This window comes from Herpetosiphon gulosus, assembly GCF_039545135.1.
GTDB classification, from domain to species: Bacteria; Chloroflexota; Chloroflexia; order Chloroflexales; family Herpetosiphonaceae; genus Herpetosiphon; species Herpetosiphon gulosus.
The window spans coordinates 171,764-186,543 of record NZ_BAABRU010000003.1 but is presented as its reverse complement, the minus strand read 5'-3'; the positions used below and the strand labels follow the sequence as shown (position 1 = coordinate 186,543).

Sequence of the window (14,780 nt, the reverse complement as noted above, 5' to 3'; positions counted from 1 at the left end):
ACAAGCCCCTGCCTTCCTGCTATGAGCCGAATGCAAGAATTGTGATTAATTATCGGTGGTAATTGGCGTTTGCTCAATGCGCAAAATGCTGGACGATAGAAAAGCTAAACAGCAAACCAAGGCTGCAATAAATCCACCGCCAATAAAAATCATGCGAATGCCAATCAGCTCACTGAGCGGCCCCGTTAAGGGCAAGGTCAACGGCCCGGCCAAGCCGATCATTGTTGAATAAAGCGAGAGGGCACGGCCTTGCATCTGGTTGGGCACAATCGTTTGAACAATCGCAATAATTGGTGCATTGCCGACGGTATAGGTTACACCGCTGATAAACCATAAAACGACTGCTACCCAAAACAGTGAGCCAGGCACAAGCCCGGCTAAGCCAACCATCGCTGACGAGAGCGCAAACATCACCAACACCAAGACAATTCGGCGCATGGAAAACTGCATGATGCTGATCAGCAGACCACCGATTAACATGCCCAAACCACCCATACCCTCCATCAAAGCAACCCGCTCAACTCCACCACCAAATTCTTGCTGAATCAGCAAGGGAGTCAAAACGAAGGTTGGAATCAACACCGCCACCATCAACAGGGTTAATCCATACATTAAGGTTAAGCCGCGATGGCGCAGAATCATGCTGAAGCCGCTGCGAAAATCGTGCCACATGCTGGCTTGATCCTCAGCAGCTTGGCGAGTTTGGGGAACTTTATAGAACAGTAATGGCGTAATTGCCAGCAGCGCGGTGACCACATCGATCATCAACGCGCCTTCTAATGAGAATAAACTCATCGCCAATGCACCAAGTGGAGCCGCCGCCACACTCATCAAGCCCAAAATAATCTGGTTCATGCCAGCCGCCCGAGTTAGCCAATCGGGCGGCACAAGTTGGCTGGTGCTGGCGGTTGCGGCAGGGCTTTGAAAGGCCTGCATCGTGCTGCGCAAAAACATCAGCGTGTAAATATGCCAAAGCTGAATCTGCTCAGTCGTAAAAAGCACAATCAAAATAATCATGCTAATCGCTGAAATTAGGTCACTGCTAATCATAATGAGGCGGCGATTCCAGCGGTCGGCGATAATGCCGCCGATTGGCCCAAATACTGCTTGCGGCAACAAGGCCATCATTCCAGCGATTGATAAGGCGTGGGCCGTACCGACAGTTTGGGTGATCCACCAAATTAATACAAATTGGGTCAGAGCACTCCCAACCAACGAGCTAGCTTGGCCCAGCCAAATGGCAAAAAAGCGTGGCTTCCAAACAATCTGGCTCCAGTTCTCGATTGGGTTGGTCGTTGTGGATGTGAGCGTATCAAGGCTCATAGGTTAACCTCAATAATTCATCGTAAAGCGCCTGTTGGGCCGCCGCTGAAATAATTGGCAAGCCGATTAATTCGCTGAACCATAGGCTATCGCAGGCCAGTTGAATGGTGAGCGAACGTCCAAGCGTTAAGCCATCGTCAGCAGGTGCTGGAGTAGTTTGCACGTAGGTTTCGCGCCAATAATCAAATAACTCAGGATAGATGGCGACCACTCGCCGCACCGCATGCAGCATTTGAATATCTTCCGGCGGCTGGCTGAAGCTAGCATGCACGTAGGCTCGACACCAATAACCTACTACCTCAGGCGATTGTTTAGCCAATTCTCCGGCTAAACATGTTTCCCACGCCTGTTTGGCGAGATCCAGCAAGCCCTGAAATAAGCTCTCCTTGGTTGGAAAGTGATGCAGCAAGCCGCCTTTGCTCACGCTGGCTTCTTTGGCAATCGCTTCGAGGGTTACGTTGGCCGCACCATCACGCATAATGACGGCAATTAAGGCATGCAAAAGCTTGGCTTTGGTGGCTTGGGGATCTTTCTTGGTCATGCAAAACTCCAAACCGTCCAGATAGACGGTATAATACCGTCCAGACAGACGGTTGTCAAGATAGTATTTATGATTAGTATAGGGTTTATACAGGTATTCTCGATTTTGAATCTATACGTTTCGCCACCCTTCCGTCCCTCCGCCGGAGGAAAACGCAGGGGTTTTCATCCCCCTCCACCCCCTAAGTGACAATTTGTGGTATGGCATAGCTGCTGCAATTTATCAGAAATAGTATTTTGATTATGCATAAACCTCAATCAATAACACGATTTTAGCGCATGGCTGAGCCTTTACGTTTGATCGTGGAAGCGTTACACTTAAACTAAATGCTGATTTTTGGACGTGTTTGTGAGGATGCAATGGAGCAATTGCTGACGCGAGTTGATCATCTGGGCTTGGCTGTGCACGATCTTGAGCAAGCGATTGCCAGTTATCGCCAGCAACTCGCCCTTGACGCTTGGGAAATTATCGAGATGCCGGAACGGCATATGCGGGTGGCGGTGGGCCAGGTTGGCGCTACATTACTTGAATTGATCGCCCCAACCAGCCCTGATGCCGCCTTTGCCAAATTTTTGGCTGAGCGCGGCGAGGGTATTCATCATGTGGCCTACACTGTCGAAAATATTGATCATGTTTTAGAATATTTGCAAGCCCAAGGTGTGCGCTTGATCGATCAACAAGCGCGGCCTGGAATTCATGGAACTCGGATTGCCTTTATTCACCCCAAAGCCTTGCATGGAGTGTTAACTGAATTGGTCGAACATCCCAAGGCAGCAGTCTAACGCAGTGTGCTAACATAGTGCGTCATGATGGCCTATTTAAGCAACGAATAGGCTCAAGCTTATGTTACAATGACAAACCAATCAGGATTTTTGGGGCAATGTCGCCTCATTTTTTGTTCTAAGCTTTTAGGAGGTCGCTGGTGACTAACAGCTTGACGATCACCGATAATCGTACTGGGAAAACTTACGAATTGCCCATCGTCGATGGCACCATCCGCGCCCTCGACTTACGTCAGATCAAAGCAGATGCCGAAGATTTTGGGCTGATGACCCACGACCCAGGCTTCAATAACACCTCATCATGCCGTAGCTCAATTACCTATATCGACGGCGACGCTGGGATTCTGCGCTATCGCGGCTACCCAATTGAGCAATTGGCTGATAGCAGTAGCTACCTCGAAACCGCCTACTTGATTCTCAATGGGGAACTGCCAACCAAACCGCAACTTGATGCATGGGTTCATGAAATTACCCATCGCACAATGGTGCATGAAAACATTAAGAAGTTGATGGATGGCTTTCACTTTGATGCGCACCCCATGGGGATGTTGATTAGCACCTTGAGTGCAATGTCAACCTTCTATCCTCAAGCCAAAAACATCAAAGATCCAGCGATGCGCCGTTTGCAGATTGCTCGTTTGATCGCCAAAGTGCCAACGATCTCAGCCTACGCCTATCGCAAACGCATGGGCTTGCCCTATGTTTACCCCGATAATTCGTTGAGCTATACTGGCAACTTCTTGAAGATGATGTTCCAAAGAGCTGATCCATACATTCCAGACCCAATTATGGAAAAGGCCTTGGATGTTTTGTTCGTTTTGCATGCCGACCACGAGCAAAATTGTGGCACGAATGCCATGCGCTCAGTTGGTAGCTCAAACGTCGATCCTTATTCAGCAATGGCTGGGGCAGCCGCAGCCTTGTATGGCCCGCTGCATGGTGGTGCAAACGAGCAAGTGCTGCGCATGTTGCAAGAAATCGGTTCCGCCAGCAATGTTGCCGATTACATCCGCCGCGTCAAGAATCGTGAAGTCTTGTTGATGGGCTTCGGCCACCGTGTCTACAAGAACTATGATCCTCGCGCTGCGATCGTCAAGCAGCTGGCCTACGATGTATTTGAAGTCGTTGGGCGCAACCCAATGATCGACATTGCCTTGGAACTTGAAAAGATTGCGCTCGAAGACGATTATTTTGTCTCACGCAAGCTCTACCCCAATGTCGATTTCTACACGGGCATTATTTACCAAGCAATGAAATTCCCTGTTGATATGTTTCCAGTGTTGTTTGCCATTCCTCGCACGGTCGGTTGGTTGGCCCAGTGGGATGAAATGCACAACGACAAGGAAACTTCAATTGCTCGCCCACGCCAGATCTACACTGGTTACGATGCTCGCGATTTCGTCCCAGTCGAAAAACGCGGCTAAATGTGCGCTTGAACACGGTGATCGTAACGCCCGCTTGGAGTTTGCTCCAGCGGGCGTTCGTTGGTTGACCCACCAATTTAGCCGAAAAATAAGTAGTTAAGTTTGTTAAGCGTCGTGCTAAACCATGCTATGATAGCCGCCTAGTTATTTAGATGTGTGAGGTGGTATGCGCTGGATTATGACTAAGATGAAGTGGATTATGCTGGTTTCTGGGTTATTGACCTGCTCAATGATCATGGCGGCAATTGATCCCCAATCGGCCTTGCAATCGACCTTTGGCGAGACCATGAGCGGGCCATTGGTCGAAGTCGTGGTGCGTAATTGGGGCGCGTTGATTACGTTGATTGGGATTTTATTGTTGTATGGTGCTTGGAATGTGGCTCAGCGTCCATTGATTTTGCTGATTGCTGGCAGCAGCAAATTGGTGTTTATCGGCCTGGTTTTGGCCCAAGGTTCGCGTTATCTCAGCCAACAAGCAGGCATCGCCATCGCTATCGATAGCGTGATGGTGATTCTTTTTGGAATCTATTTGTTGGGTGTGCGGCAAAATAAGATTGTAAATTAGGGAATTTTATTAGGATAGAATATTGGCATATCGATATAAATTAAATTCCATGAGAAACTGCATTATATCGATATGCTATATTTAATTATTGTTTATTATCAAGTAACAGGAATTGAAAATTTTCTCTTTCATGTTCAATGCTTTCTATGCCTTTTATATTTATATAAGTTAATAATATATCAATAGCTAGGTTTTTTATTTTTTCGACGGAATTTTTATTCATAGGAGTTATTCCATGTGCATATATACTAACATTTCTTGTTTCTGATACGCCTATTACCCTTTTGGATTGAAATTTTTGATTATTTTTCATTAATTCACTTCCAGCCGCCTCTAATAAACAATAAGAATCAACAAGCGATAGATTTTTTGGTAAATTACTTATAGAACGCTTGGTGTATTCTGATTTTATTCGAATAAAATCATTTTTTAATTCTTCTGGATTATTTGACAAAGTTTCGTAATTAGGATTGCTTCTATCAAAGTTTTCAGAAATATCTTTTAATGCATTATCAAAAATGCTCTCTATTGTTCTATAGTATAAGAGAGCTGATATATCATTTTGATTATTTTTCTCATACCTTTCTGCAGTAAAAAAGAAATTCCATAATAGTTTCAATCTATTATTTTGATGTAATAAATCGATAGTGGTCATTTGATTTTGTAATATATTTAAATCTATATTGAATTTTGTGACAAATAGATTAGAGAATTGTAATATTTGATTGAATAATTCTTTTGATATAGAAAATGCTTCATTAAAATTGAAAGTATTCCATAAATAATAAAACCTTGATAACTTGGAACATATCTCAGCTATTCTTGGATTATTCATTTTTTTTACTGGATTGAATGAATAATTCTTCACTGACATCATATTTTCCTTCATTAAAGAACATAGATGCCCTTTCTAGATCAATATTACCAAACACATCTATTGATAGTCGTAATGGATTTGTTACTAGATGTATATATGTTGATTCAGGTTTTGGCTTTCTGAAGCTTGGCATATACTCTTTATAATCAATATATAGTTGATCTATATCTAGTAAGCCAGCGGCAACGGCTAATGCACCCCCCATAGTTTTTTTTCCACCAGTTAATTCTATTGCAATCTTTTCATCTTTATCAAACCGGTTAATAGATACCTCTAACGCACGATATATATCGATTGAAGGATCTTCTATAAAAACCTCATGATAAAAGTTACCTATGGGTATAGATGTATATTTTACTACATCATCAAGAAATCTTTCAGTTTCTTTAGTATGCAAAACGATTAATTTTTTAGGTTTTGCAAAAAGGTACGTTAATATCACTGTATCAGGAGTAAATCCAAGAAGTGATATAATACCATCGTAGTTAGGCTGGATATTATGATTTTTAATGAAATTCTCTTTTAGCTTAGGTATAATATTAGGTATGATATTTGTACAGTAGAAATCTAAAGCATCTCGGTCTTTTTTTTCTTGTAGTAGTTTAATCCATTGTTCAGTCAAAAGAGGTAAATTTTCCATATTGAATTCCTTCATAAATTATAATTTAACAAAGCTAGTGACCTCAATCCCGTGCTGGCGGGTAATTTGATCGAACACAAAATAATCGCAGGTCAATTCCTCGCCTGCTTGGATATCGCGCAAGGTGCGGGTGTAGGCTCCAGCATCATCGCAATTGGGCGTTGTCGAATGATTGAAATAGCGAGCATTATCACCGCACAGCACATAATAACCCTCATCATCAACATAAATATAGGCGGTGAAGGCGCTGCGGTAGGGTTCGGGAAACGCCGCAACTTCATCGGCGGTCATGCGCCAATCGACCGCTGGATTAAACTCCCAAATAATGGTATTGGCTGGAATAAAGTTGGCCGCGAACACGCCGATGCCATGGATGGTGCTTGGGGCAAGGTAGCTAGCAACGAGCAGCATAAATGTTCCTTCATGAGCTTGGCTGAATTCGCATGATCATAGCAGATTTTAAGCATTCTGAACGAGGGTATGCACCACGCTTTGTAAATCTTTTTCACTGCCAATCGAGCGCAAATCAAGCCCGATGCTCACAAGCATTTCGGCCACATCAGGCCGCACGCCGATTAATGTGGTTTTGGCTCCTAACAAACGGGCGGCATTGCTTACTTTGAGCAAACTATGACCAGCATCACGATCCAAAGTTGGCACACCAGTTACATCAAGAATTAAGTGGCGGGTGCGTTGGCTTTTGAGGTTGGTTAAAATTTGTTCTACCAGTGTGCCCAAACGTTCAGCATCCAAATCGCCAATTAATGGCACAACCAAACTATGCTGAGTAATTGGCAAAATTGGCACGCTCAGGCTGCGAATGGTGGTTTGTTGCTCAGCCAGTTGTTGGGCCAACACTGCTTGGCTATCGGCTTGGGCTTGCACCTCTTGCAGGGCTTTTTGCAGGGCGGCGGTGCGCTGTTCAACCTGCTGTTCGAGCGATTGTTGGCTGGTGCGTAAGGCTTGATTCGAGCGTTCGCTGGCTTGTAGGCTATTGGTTAATTGGCGATGAATTTGCCACAACAAGCCCATTACCACCAAAAGCGAGAGCGAGTTGAGTGAAACTCGCACTGGCATTTCCGACCACGGAAATTGATCGATCCGCAGCCGATTGGTGATGCTGATGATGCTGACAACCCATGCCAAGCCACAAATCCCCAGTAGCCGTCGGCTATCAACAAATGGCAGCACCAGCACAATCGAAATAATCGTGACAGTGGCAATCGAGAGCAAGGTGAAAAAGCGAAATGAGCCAACAATCACTAAACACAGCGCGGCCATGTTCATCAAGACCACCGCCGATTGATTATGCTGGCGCAGGATGAGCCAATATGCTGTGCCTAACAACCCACTGGTCACCGCAAAGCTACCGACAGCGATCCAATCGCCTAAAACCATGTATAGAAACATCGAAATCAGTGAACCGCCGAGTAACCAGTAAACCGTAGTTTTCAGGCGTTTGGTGACCAGCGCTTGCTCTGTGGGTTGCGACATTGCGCACCTACCTTTGCCGTTGGAAGGGGAGAATCGGCTTAAGCATACCGAGTTTTGTGCCTGAGTGCAAGCATGATTAACGCTCATCACCTGTAATAATTCGTAGCGGAATATTAGCAGCAACCGCCAGCTCCACTAGATGGTGCGAACCACGGCTTAGGGCGATTTGTGGGTGAAATATCAGCACTAGCCTTGCGCCACTTGTGAGCATCCGCCGATTCAATCCTTTCCAAGCTTCGCCTGGATATTGGAGCGCATCGGCGCGGGTTTTGGTCATCGAAACAACGGTTAGCCCCAGAGTTGCAGCGATTTGCCCAGCAAGTACATCGCAGCCTGGCGAATCACCATGGATAACGATTGTAGCGCTATGCAAACTGGCTAGTTCAGTCTGCATAGCAAGGGCATTTGTCCATACTACTGCTCCTGCAACTACCACACGCATTCTTTCCTGCTTATGTTGAGCCAATCAATGTCCTCCTGCCAAGCTTAGGCTTAGGCATCGCTTTGGTTTCATGAGCTTGAACGTTAATTATCATCAATGCTCAATGGAACTTGACCATCCCAACGTTCAATCAATTGATATTTGAGTAGGGCTTCAGTTAGGCTGGATGAAAGAATTTGATTGGCTTTGGCTTGTGATTGAGCACGAATCATCAGGGCATCGCTATCGCCTTGAGCGGTTGCACGGTTGACGTTGGCTTGGCCTTCAGCTTCGATACCCTGCTGTTCGGCCTGAATTTGCGCTCGTTCGAAGGCATATTGTTGTTGCTCAACTGCTTGTTGGCGCTCAATTTTGTTATCAAGCGCAGTTTTGAGATGTTCGGGGACATGCACTTCGCGAATCACAAAATCTTCTAAAATTAAATGGCGTTGGGCAAAAACCCTGGTTAGATGAGCTTCAACTTGGTCGGCAACATCGGCGCGTTTCTCGCCACTCAGTTCTTCCCAGCTATAGGTGCTGGCAACCATGGTCAAGGCTGAACGACTTTGTTGGCGCACAACTTGTTCTTCAATTGCCCCGATCGACTGCCCACCCCAATCGGTGTAGAGATCACTGATACCAGCGGTATTGACGCGATATTGAATCGCTACATCAAGATTGAGTTGTTGCGACTCACGTGATTGAACTTTAATCGAATCATCGCCATAAACTGGGCCTTCATCGGCTTTTTGGACCATCACATAGGTTTGGAGCGTGGCAGGGTAATCGTAAACCGTGGTGGTAAATGGGTTAACCAAAACCCAACCAGGCTCTTGGTAGGCCGTAATTGTATTATTAGCGCGATTAAAGGCAATGCCAACTGAACCAGGCGCAATTGTGCGCCACGAAGCATTTAGTAGCAGTACGCCCATAAGCGCAATGATCGCGGCAATAATCCGCTGCGGGGTTATGCGAATTCGGCGCTGACTGGTCATAGAAGCTCCTTTCTGCTAGACATCAACTATTATAGTATAGCTTTTTGGGTCATTACGAAAGGACGATTGATTGGTTTCGCCGATCTTGATCGCCAATCCAGCAAGCTTCGCCTTGGTTGGAAGCTTGCTGGATGCTTGCATTTTAGCGGTTGCTGAGCACTAATTTGCCTGAATTGGCTTGCTCAAGTTGTGGATGAGCGTTGAAACCCTTGATAATCAGCCAGATTGCTAGGCTCATTTCAGTCAAGGCAACTGGAATTGCCAGAATTGCACCCCACGTCGAAAGTTGCTCAATCACCCCGAATAGCTCCAACAGGGCTGCCAAAAACACGGTGTTTGAGCCAATCAGCCCAATAATTGCAATTGGGCGAGGAATTAGGCGGGTGTGATAGAAAATATAGCTATACATAATTGTGTTAAGGCCAAGCATGAAATTCGGGCCTAGAATGAAGGTCCAATCGTGGATGGCGATTAATGCAGTGCCGACCACGCGATAGCTTTGCTCATCAGGGGCAGTGGCGCTGCTAAATTCACGACTCAACGTCAATAATGCCAACATGCTCACGATTCCGATTGTGATTACGACGGCCTCTAAGAAGCGAAAACACAAGTGGGCTAGGGCCATGCGCTCGCTATATTGACGTAAGATTGGGAACATGGTGACGGCTGTGCCAACGGCGGTAACAACTAAGCCTAATTCCATCAACGCGGCAAACACAATTTGGTTGCCATTGGCCGCGCCAGCAACTAAATAATCGCTTTGGTTGAGCAATGGCCCATACATAATCAAGCCAATAATTGAGGTTACGGCGGCCAAAATAAAGTAAATTCCAATCAGGATGGCGTTACGACGTTGGTTGTGCATAGCATTTGCTCCTTCTGTAGGCTGAATCGGTTGGCTAAGTGGCACGACGGCAATCAACGGCAAGCCTAAATCGCGAATTTTGCGCAAGACCCGATATAAAGCTGCTTGATCAATAATTTCACCTGTTAGCAACGTTTCGCCTTGGGCAGTTTGGCTGATGGCTAAGCCCTCGAACCATTCAGCCCAGTGCTGGTCAAGTTGGCCTTTGATCTGAATTTGATAGCTGTTGCTTTGATTTGCCATAGATTCGCTCGCTTGATTGGGTCGTGCCATAACTGCAAGCAGCATACAATTTGGTGAGCAGCCTGTCATACCTCAAACGAGTTATTCGGCGAGGTATGCTCAATTTTCGATGTTGAGGAGAAATTTAGTGCTGAGGAAGTAGACCTAGTGTGCGGGCACGAGCAACCGCTTGGGTACGATTGCTGACTTCGAGTTTGGCATAAATGTTGCGGGCATGTACCTTGACGGTGTACATCGAGAGGTACATGCGTTCGCCAATTTCGCGGTCAGTCAGGCCTGTGGCAATCTGCTGCAAGACTTCGAGCTCACGTTCGCTCAAACGCTCAAGGGTGTGGGTTTGCGGCTGAATTGCGGGTTGGTACTTGGCAAATTCAATTAATGCTTGCTTGATTAACAGCGAATCGACACCATGATCAACTGCCAATTGTAAAAGTTGTTGGATTGCCGACCCATGATCAAGTAAACTGCGGATTAATTGGTTTGGTTCAGCCAATGCTAGGGCTTGTTTGAACGCTGCAAGTGCAAGCACTGGTTGCTGTTGGGCGGCATAAGCTAAGGCCAACAGTAACTCGATTTGTAGTAATTGATCAGGCCAATATTGGGCTTGTTGTTGCAATGGCTCCAGCAAAGCGCTTGCTGTGGCTGGCTGGGCTTGAGCTAAGGCAATTTGGGCTTGGCAGATTAATAGTTGATGCTCGGTGGCTAGTTGGTTGGCGGTGGTGAATTTGGCTTGGCGCAACAGCAGTTGAATTCGCCAATAGCTAATATCGCCAAAACGTTGGCTAAAATGTTGCTGCCGTGCCAATTGTTCAGTTTGATCGAGCAGCCGCTGTGCACCTACGTGATCGTTACGAGCTAATTTAAGTTGGGCCAACATCAATTCACCCACGATAAAACGATCGATGCCTTGCTCGTATTGCCTGGCTAGTTGCAGGCTTTGCTGGGCATGTTGCTCAGCGGCCACCAAATCATTCCATTGATAATAAATTCGTGCTAAGCCCAAATAGGCCTCGGAGATGATTTGCTGTGGTTGCTCACCAGCTAATTGCAAAACGTGGCGATAGGTTGCGGCGGCCCGATGCAGTTCAAGATTGCTCTCCTGGAGCTGGCCCATGCCAATCGAAGCCAAAATCAGGGTGAAGGTATCATTTGATTGTTGGCTGAAGTTGATCGCAGTGGTCAGCGCTGCATGGGTGTTTTGCCGCTCGCCGCGCACTTGATAGGCATAGGCCAAAGCCCAATTGGCGGTTGCGCGAAATGGCAAATTCTGCGGATGCAAATATTCGAATGCTCGCTGAGCTTGCTGGATAATCGCCGCAATCTGATATTGGGTGAGAGCTAGGGTTGCGCGAGCGGCAGCAATTTGGCCTAGTAAATCACGGTTGCGCTGATTTGTTGGCTGAGATTGTAATCCACGTTCGGCGGCTTGTAATTTTGCTTCAACCCCGCTCGTTTGGCCTAGAACCAGCAAAATTGCTGCATACCGCACCCACAACGAAGGCTGTTGATCAAGCACACTGGTGGGTAAAGCGGCTAGCCAATTGAGTATTGCTGAGACACTTCCGTTCGAATGCAGCGGCATTTGCTCGATCAAGCGCTCGGCATGTTGATAATCGTGGGCAGCAGTGGCATGCTGAAAAGCTTCAAGCAATAAGCCCTGTTGCTGATACCAAGCGCTCGCTCGTTGATGCAAGCCCACAAGCTGTTGCGGATTGAGTTGCTGGGTCAAGCGTTGGCGCAGTAAATCGCCAAACAGTTGGTGATAACGATACCAATAGCGCTGTTGATCGAGCGCTACAATAAATAAATTAGCCTGATCGATTTGTTCGAGCAGAGCTTGACTGGTAGTTTGGTTTAACACTGCATCGCATAACGGCCCGCACATGCGCTCAAGCATTGATGTTTGCACCAAAAATGTTTGAATTTCCGCTGATTGATGCTGCAAGACCTCTTCGAGTAAATAATCTAAGATAAATTGATGTTGGCCGCTGAATGTTTCGATAAAACTGCTGGGATCGTGCTGGCCTTGCAGTGAGAGCGCCGCCAATTGTAATCCCGCAATCCAGCCTTCGGTACGAGCTTCTAGCTTGGCGATCGCCTGATCGGGCAATTGCAAACCCATGACATTGTGCAAAAATTCGCCACTTTCAGCTAAACTAAAGCGCAAATCGGCTACTCGAATTTCATTCAATTGGCTACGAGCACGCAACCGCGCCAACGGTATTTGGGGATCTTCGCGGGTAGCAAGCACAAGGTGCAGTGTGCTTGGCAGATGTTCGAGCAAAAAGTTGAGTATATCGTCAACCGCCTGTTGCTCGATCACATGGTAATCATCGAGCACCAAAATAATTGGTTGGCGAATCTGGTGTAGCTCGTTAATCAGGCTAATTAAGAGATTTTCGCTGGCGGCTGGTTGGGCTGCTTGGAGCGCTTGTTGCACACTTTGGCCAATTGCTGGCTCGACAGTTTGCAGTGCTGCCACCAGATAGCTCAAAAAGCGCAACGGATTATTATCCCGTTGATCGAGGGTTAGCCATGCTTTGGAGTGGGTGGTTTGCTCAAGCCATGTGCTGAGCAAAGTGGTTTTGCCAAAACCAGCGGGCGCAGCCACCAAACTAAGGCGTTGCTTTAAGCCACGCTCAAGTTTTACGCTGAGCCGTGAGCGTACTACGCTCTGCATTCGCAAGCTGGGAATCGCTAGTTTGGTCGCTAGAATTGCAATCGGCATAGCTGCATTATAAAAGCCGCAAGTTCCTAGCGTCAATAACGGCCTTCGTAGGGCATATTTGTAACCCAGAGGCGCAGAGCGTGAGAGGAGATAGGGGCAAGGGATCAGGAGTCAGGTGAATTAGTGCTGGATTGTAGGACATGAAATCCTTCGTGTCACTTCGTGTCCTTCGTGGATCAATTGAAATAGTCCCTAGTCCCTCATCCTTTGCATTTGCGCTCAACGCTGAATTTGGTAGCATGCTGCTAGTTCATTGGTTTTGGATAGATGGAGCACGCATGCCAATTCAGCTTTATACCGATCTTGTGCAAGCCCAGCAAGGGCCGTTAGCACGAGTGGCCTTTGATACAGTCGAAATTCCTGAGCGTTTGCAACAAAGCCTTGACCACATGTTTGGGGCTGGCACAACCCCTGCCGCTGCGGTTGACCAGATTTTGGCCAGTGTGCGCCGTGATGGCGATGCTGCGCTAGAGCACTGGAGTCGCACGATCGAAGGCGTGGAATTAAGTCAATTTGAGGTTGATCGCTCGGCGATTGAAGCCGCCTATAGCCAGCTTGATCCATTGTTGGTTGAAGCGTTACGGGTCTCTGCCGCCGAGATCGAGCGTTTTCATCGTAAGCAAACCCGCCAAAGTTGGATTGATTGGTCGGATGAGGGCGCATTAGGCCAGATCGTTCTGCCACTAGAGCGGATTGGGGCGTATGCCCCAGGCGGCACGGCTCCATTGCCATCCTCCTTGTTGATGGGCGTGATTCCGGCCAAAGTTGCTGGAGTGCGCGAAATTATTGTGTGCTCGCCGCCACAACGTGATACTGGCGAGATCTCGCCGTTGGTTTTAGTAGCTGCCGATATTGCCGGAGTACACCGGATTTTTCGTTTGGGTGGGGCGCAGGCAATTGCGGCAATGGCCTATGGTACGAATAGCGTGCCACATGTGGATAAAATCATTGGCCCAGGTAATTTATTTGTGGTGTTGGCCAAAAAAGCGGTGTATGGCACGGTTGATATTGAAGCCTTGCCAGGCCCGACCGAAACCATGGTGATTGCCGATGCTGATGCTAACCCCGAGCTGGTTGCTGCCGACTTACTGGCTCAGGCCGAACATGATTTGCTGGCTTCGGCGATTTTGCTTACGCCCTCGCTGGAGTTAGCCGAAAAAGTCCAAGCGGCTGTGGCTCACCAACTCGAAGAACTTGAACGAGCTGAAATTACTGCCCAAGCCCTAACCAACCGCTCAGGGATTGTGCTCGTGCCTTCGTTGGAGGTAGCGCTCGATTTGAGTAATGCCTATGGCCCTGAACACCTCTGTTTATTAGTCAATGATCCTTGGCAATATGTTGGCAAAGTGCGCAATGCTGGGGGCATTTTTCTTGGCGAACGTTCGTTTGAAGTGTTGGGTGATTATGTGGCTGGGCCATCGCATATTATGCCAACAGGTGGTACGGCTCGTTATGCCTCGCCCGTTAATGTTGATCACTTTCGCAAAGTTATTTCATTAGTTGGTTTGAATGAAAAGGCTTTGCAGCGATTAGGGCCAGTTGCCCAGCGTTTGGCTGAGGCCGAAGGTTTGACAGCTCATGCTGCTGCTGTGCGCCGCCGTTTGGAACAAAAATAATGACCAAAGGCTTTGGGCTATAGGAGTATATTCGGTGGTTGTATGTTTTTTTGAATTCCAACGATCATAGCCTATAGCCTTCAGCCTATAGCCACATTTCAAACTCTTTTGTGGTCAAATGATGTTTTGAGGTTTTAATGAGCTAACCTAGCAAGGTTTAGCTTGGTGCTAGAATTAATCTAGCCATTAAGGCAGCGTCGGCTTTTCAATCACGCAATTGATCAGGCTAATTTAATAATTTATTGAGCTTTGGTCATGATTAAGAT

The 14,780-nt window shown here is 47.0% G+C and carries 14 protein-coding genes; 4 read left to right on the top strand and 10 right to left on the bottom strand.

Features of this window, described 5'->3' with window-relative positions:
* Positions 1-45: 45 nt before the first annotated feature.
* Both ABEB26_RS04710 and ABEB26_RS04705 read right to left on the bottom strand, forming a co-directional pair.
* Positions 46-1,323 (bottom strand): MFS transporter, encoded by a 1,278-nt coding sequence (locus ABEB26_RS04710; protein WP_345720810.1) that lies wholly within the window; start codon positions 1,321-1,323, stop codon positions 46-48.
* Positions 1,313-1,864 carry a TetR/AcrR family transcriptional regulator gene (locus ABEB26_RS04705; RefSeq protein ID WP_345720809.1) on the bottom strand — a complete coding sequence of 184 codons (552 nt, stop codon included), beginning with the start codon at positions 1,862-1,864 and terminating at the stop codon, positions 1,313-1,315. The genes ABEB26_RS04710 and ABEB26_RS04705 overlap by 11 nt, the downstream gene beginning before the upstream one ends.
* 359 nt (positions 1,865-2,223) lie before the next feature.
* On the opposite strand from ABEB26_RS04705, the gene mce reads away from it, so the two are divergent.
* The 3 genes from mce to ABEB26_RS04690 all read left to right on the top strand — a co-directional run bounded on the left by mce (position 2,224) and on the right by ABEB26_RS04690 (position 4,635).
* Positions 2,224-2,646 (top strand): methylmalonyl-CoA epimerase, encoded by a 423-nt coding sequence (mce, locus tag ABEB26_RS04700; protein WP_345720808.1) that lies wholly within the window; start codon positions 2,224-2,226, stop codon positions 2,644-2,646.
* Positions 2,647-2,786: 140 nt separating this feature from the next.
* Positions 2,787-4,070, top strand: coding sequence for a citrate synthase (locus ABEB26_RS04695; RefSeq protein WP_345720807.1), 1,284 nt, complete (start codon positions 2,787-2,789; stop codon positions 4,068-4,070).
* Positions 4,071-4,248: 178 nt separating this feature from the next.
* Entirely contained in the window at positions 4,249-4,635 is a 387-nt protein-coding gene (locus tag ABEB26_RS04690) for a hypothetical protein (RefSeq protein WP_345720805.1), read from the top strand.
* Positions 4,636-4,720: 85 nt separating this feature from the next.
* On the opposite strand, the gene ABEB26_RS04685 is transcribed toward ABEB26_RS04690, so the two are convergent.
* The 8 genes from ABEB26_RS04685 to ABEB26_RS04650 all read right to left on the bottom strand — a co-directional run bounded on the left by ABEB26_RS04685 (position 4,721) and on the right by ABEB26_RS04650 (position 12,898).
* Positions 4,721-5,512, bottom strand: coding sequence for a hypothetical protein (locus ABEB26_RS04685; RefSeq protein WP_345720804.1), 792 nt, complete (start codon positions 5,510-5,512; stop codon positions 4,721-4,723).
* The gene (locus ABEB26_RS04680) at positions 5,463-6,152 is read right to left on the bottom strand and encodes a hypothetical protein (protein ID WP_345720803.1); all 690 of its coding nucleotides are present in this window, start codon (positions 6,150-6,152) and stop codon (positions 5,463-5,465) included. The genes ABEB26_RS04685 and ABEB26_RS04680 overlap by 50 nt, the downstream gene beginning before the upstream one ends.
* An 18-nt stretch (positions 6,153-6,170) precedes the next feature.
* On the bottom strand, positions 6,171-6,563 hold the full coding sequence (locus ABEB26_RS04675) for an SET domain-containing protein (protein WP_345720802.1): 393 nt from the start codon (positions 6,561-6,563) through the stop codon (positions 6,171-6,173).
* A gap of 48 nt (positions 6,564-6,611) precedes the next feature.
* Entirely contained in the window at positions 6,612-7,646 is a 1,035-nt protein-coding gene (locus ABEB26_RS04670) for an STAS domain-containing protein (RefSeq protein ID WP_345720801.1), read from the bottom strand.
* Positions 7,647-7,722: 76 nt separating this feature from the next.
* Positions 7,723-8,088, bottom strand: a complete 366-nt coding sequence (locus tag ABEB26_RS04665; protein ID WP_345720800.1) for a hypothetical protein — start codon at positions 8,086-8,088, stop codon at positions 7,723-7,725.
* 83 nt (positions 8,089-8,171) lie between these two features.
* Entirely contained in the window at positions 8,172-9,062 is an 891-nt protein-coding gene (locus ABEB26_RS04660) for a prohibitin family protein (RefSeq protein WP_345720799.1), read from the bottom strand.
* Positions 9,063-9,204: 142 nt separating this feature from the next.
* Positions 9,205-10,170 (bottom strand): DUF4386 domain-containing protein, encoded by a 966-nt coding sequence (locus ABEB26_RS04655; RefSeq protein WP_345720798.1) that lies wholly within the window; start codon positions 10,168-10,170, stop codon positions 9,205-9,207.
* A gap of 124 nt (positions 10,171-10,294) precedes the next feature.
* Positions 10,295-12,898, bottom strand: coding sequence for a winged helix-turn-helix domain-containing protein (locus ABEB26_RS04650; protein ID WP_345720797.1), 2,604 nt, complete (start codon positions 12,896-12,898; stop codon positions 10,295-10,297).
* A gap of 278 nt (positions 12,899-13,176) precedes the next feature.
* Between ABEB26_RS04650 and hisD the strand changes: the two genes are divergently transcribed.
* A complete protein-coding gene (gene hisD / locus ABEB26_RS04645; protein WP_345720796.1) occupies positions 13,177-14,514 on the top strand; it encodes a histidinol dehydrogenase in 1,338 nt (445 codons plus the stop codon).
* Positions 14,515-14,780 lie beyond the last annotated feature (266 nt).

Bases quoted from the DNA above. Each gene is read 5' to 3' on its own strand.
- ABEB26_RS04710 (WP_345720810.1), bottom strand. From the start codon at position 1,323: ATGAGCCTTGATACGCTCACATCCACAACGACCAACCCAATCGAGAAC.
- ABEB26_RS04705 (WP_345720809.1), bottom strand. From the start codon at position 1,864: ATGACCAAGAAAGATCCCCAAGCCACCAAAGCCAAGCTTTTGCATGCC.
- mce (WP_345720808.1), top strand. From the start codon at position 2,224: ATGGAGCAATTGCTGACGCGAGTTGATCATCTGGGCTTGGCTGTGCAC.
- ABEB26_RS04690 (WP_345720805.1), top strand. From the start codon at position 4,249: ATGACTAAGATGAAGTGGATTATGCTGGTTTCTGGGTTATTGACCTGC.
- ABEB26_RS04685 (WP_345720804.1), bottom strand. From the start codon at position 5,512: ATGATGTCAGTGAAGAATTATTCATTCAATCCAGTAAAAAAAATGAAT.
- ABEB26_RS04680 (WP_345720803.1), bottom strand. From the start codon at position 6,152: ATGGAAAATTTACCTCTTTTGACTGAACAATGGATTAAACTACTACAA.
- ABEB26_RS04675 (WP_345720802.1), bottom strand. From the start codon at position 6,563: ATGCTGCTCGTTGCTAGCTACCTTGCCCCAAGCACCATCCATGGCATC.
- ABEB26_RS04670 (WP_345720801.1), bottom strand. From the start codon at position 7,646: ATGTCGCAACCCACAGAGCAAGCGCTGGTCACCAAACGCCTGAAAACT.
- ABEB26_RS04665 (WP_345720800.1), bottom strand. From the start codon at position 8,088: ATGCGTGTGGTAGTTGCAGGAGCAGTAGTATGGACAAATGCCCTTGCT.
- ABEB26_RS04660 (WP_345720799.1), bottom strand. From the start codon at position 9,062: ATGACCAGTCAGCGCCGAATTCGCATAACCCCGCAGCGGATTATTGCC.
- ABEB26_RS04655 (WP_345720798.1), bottom strand. From the start codon at position 10,170: ATGGCAAATCAAAGCAACAGCTATCAAATTCAGATCAAAGGCCAACTT.
- ABEB26_RS04650 (WP_345720797.1), bottom strand. From the start codon at position 12,898: ATGCCGATTGCAATTCTAGCGACCAAACTAGCGATTCCCAGCTTGCGA.
- hisD (WP_345720796.1), top strand. From the start codon at position 13,177: ATGCCAATTCAGCTTTATACCGATCTTGTGCAAGCCCAGCAAGGGCCG.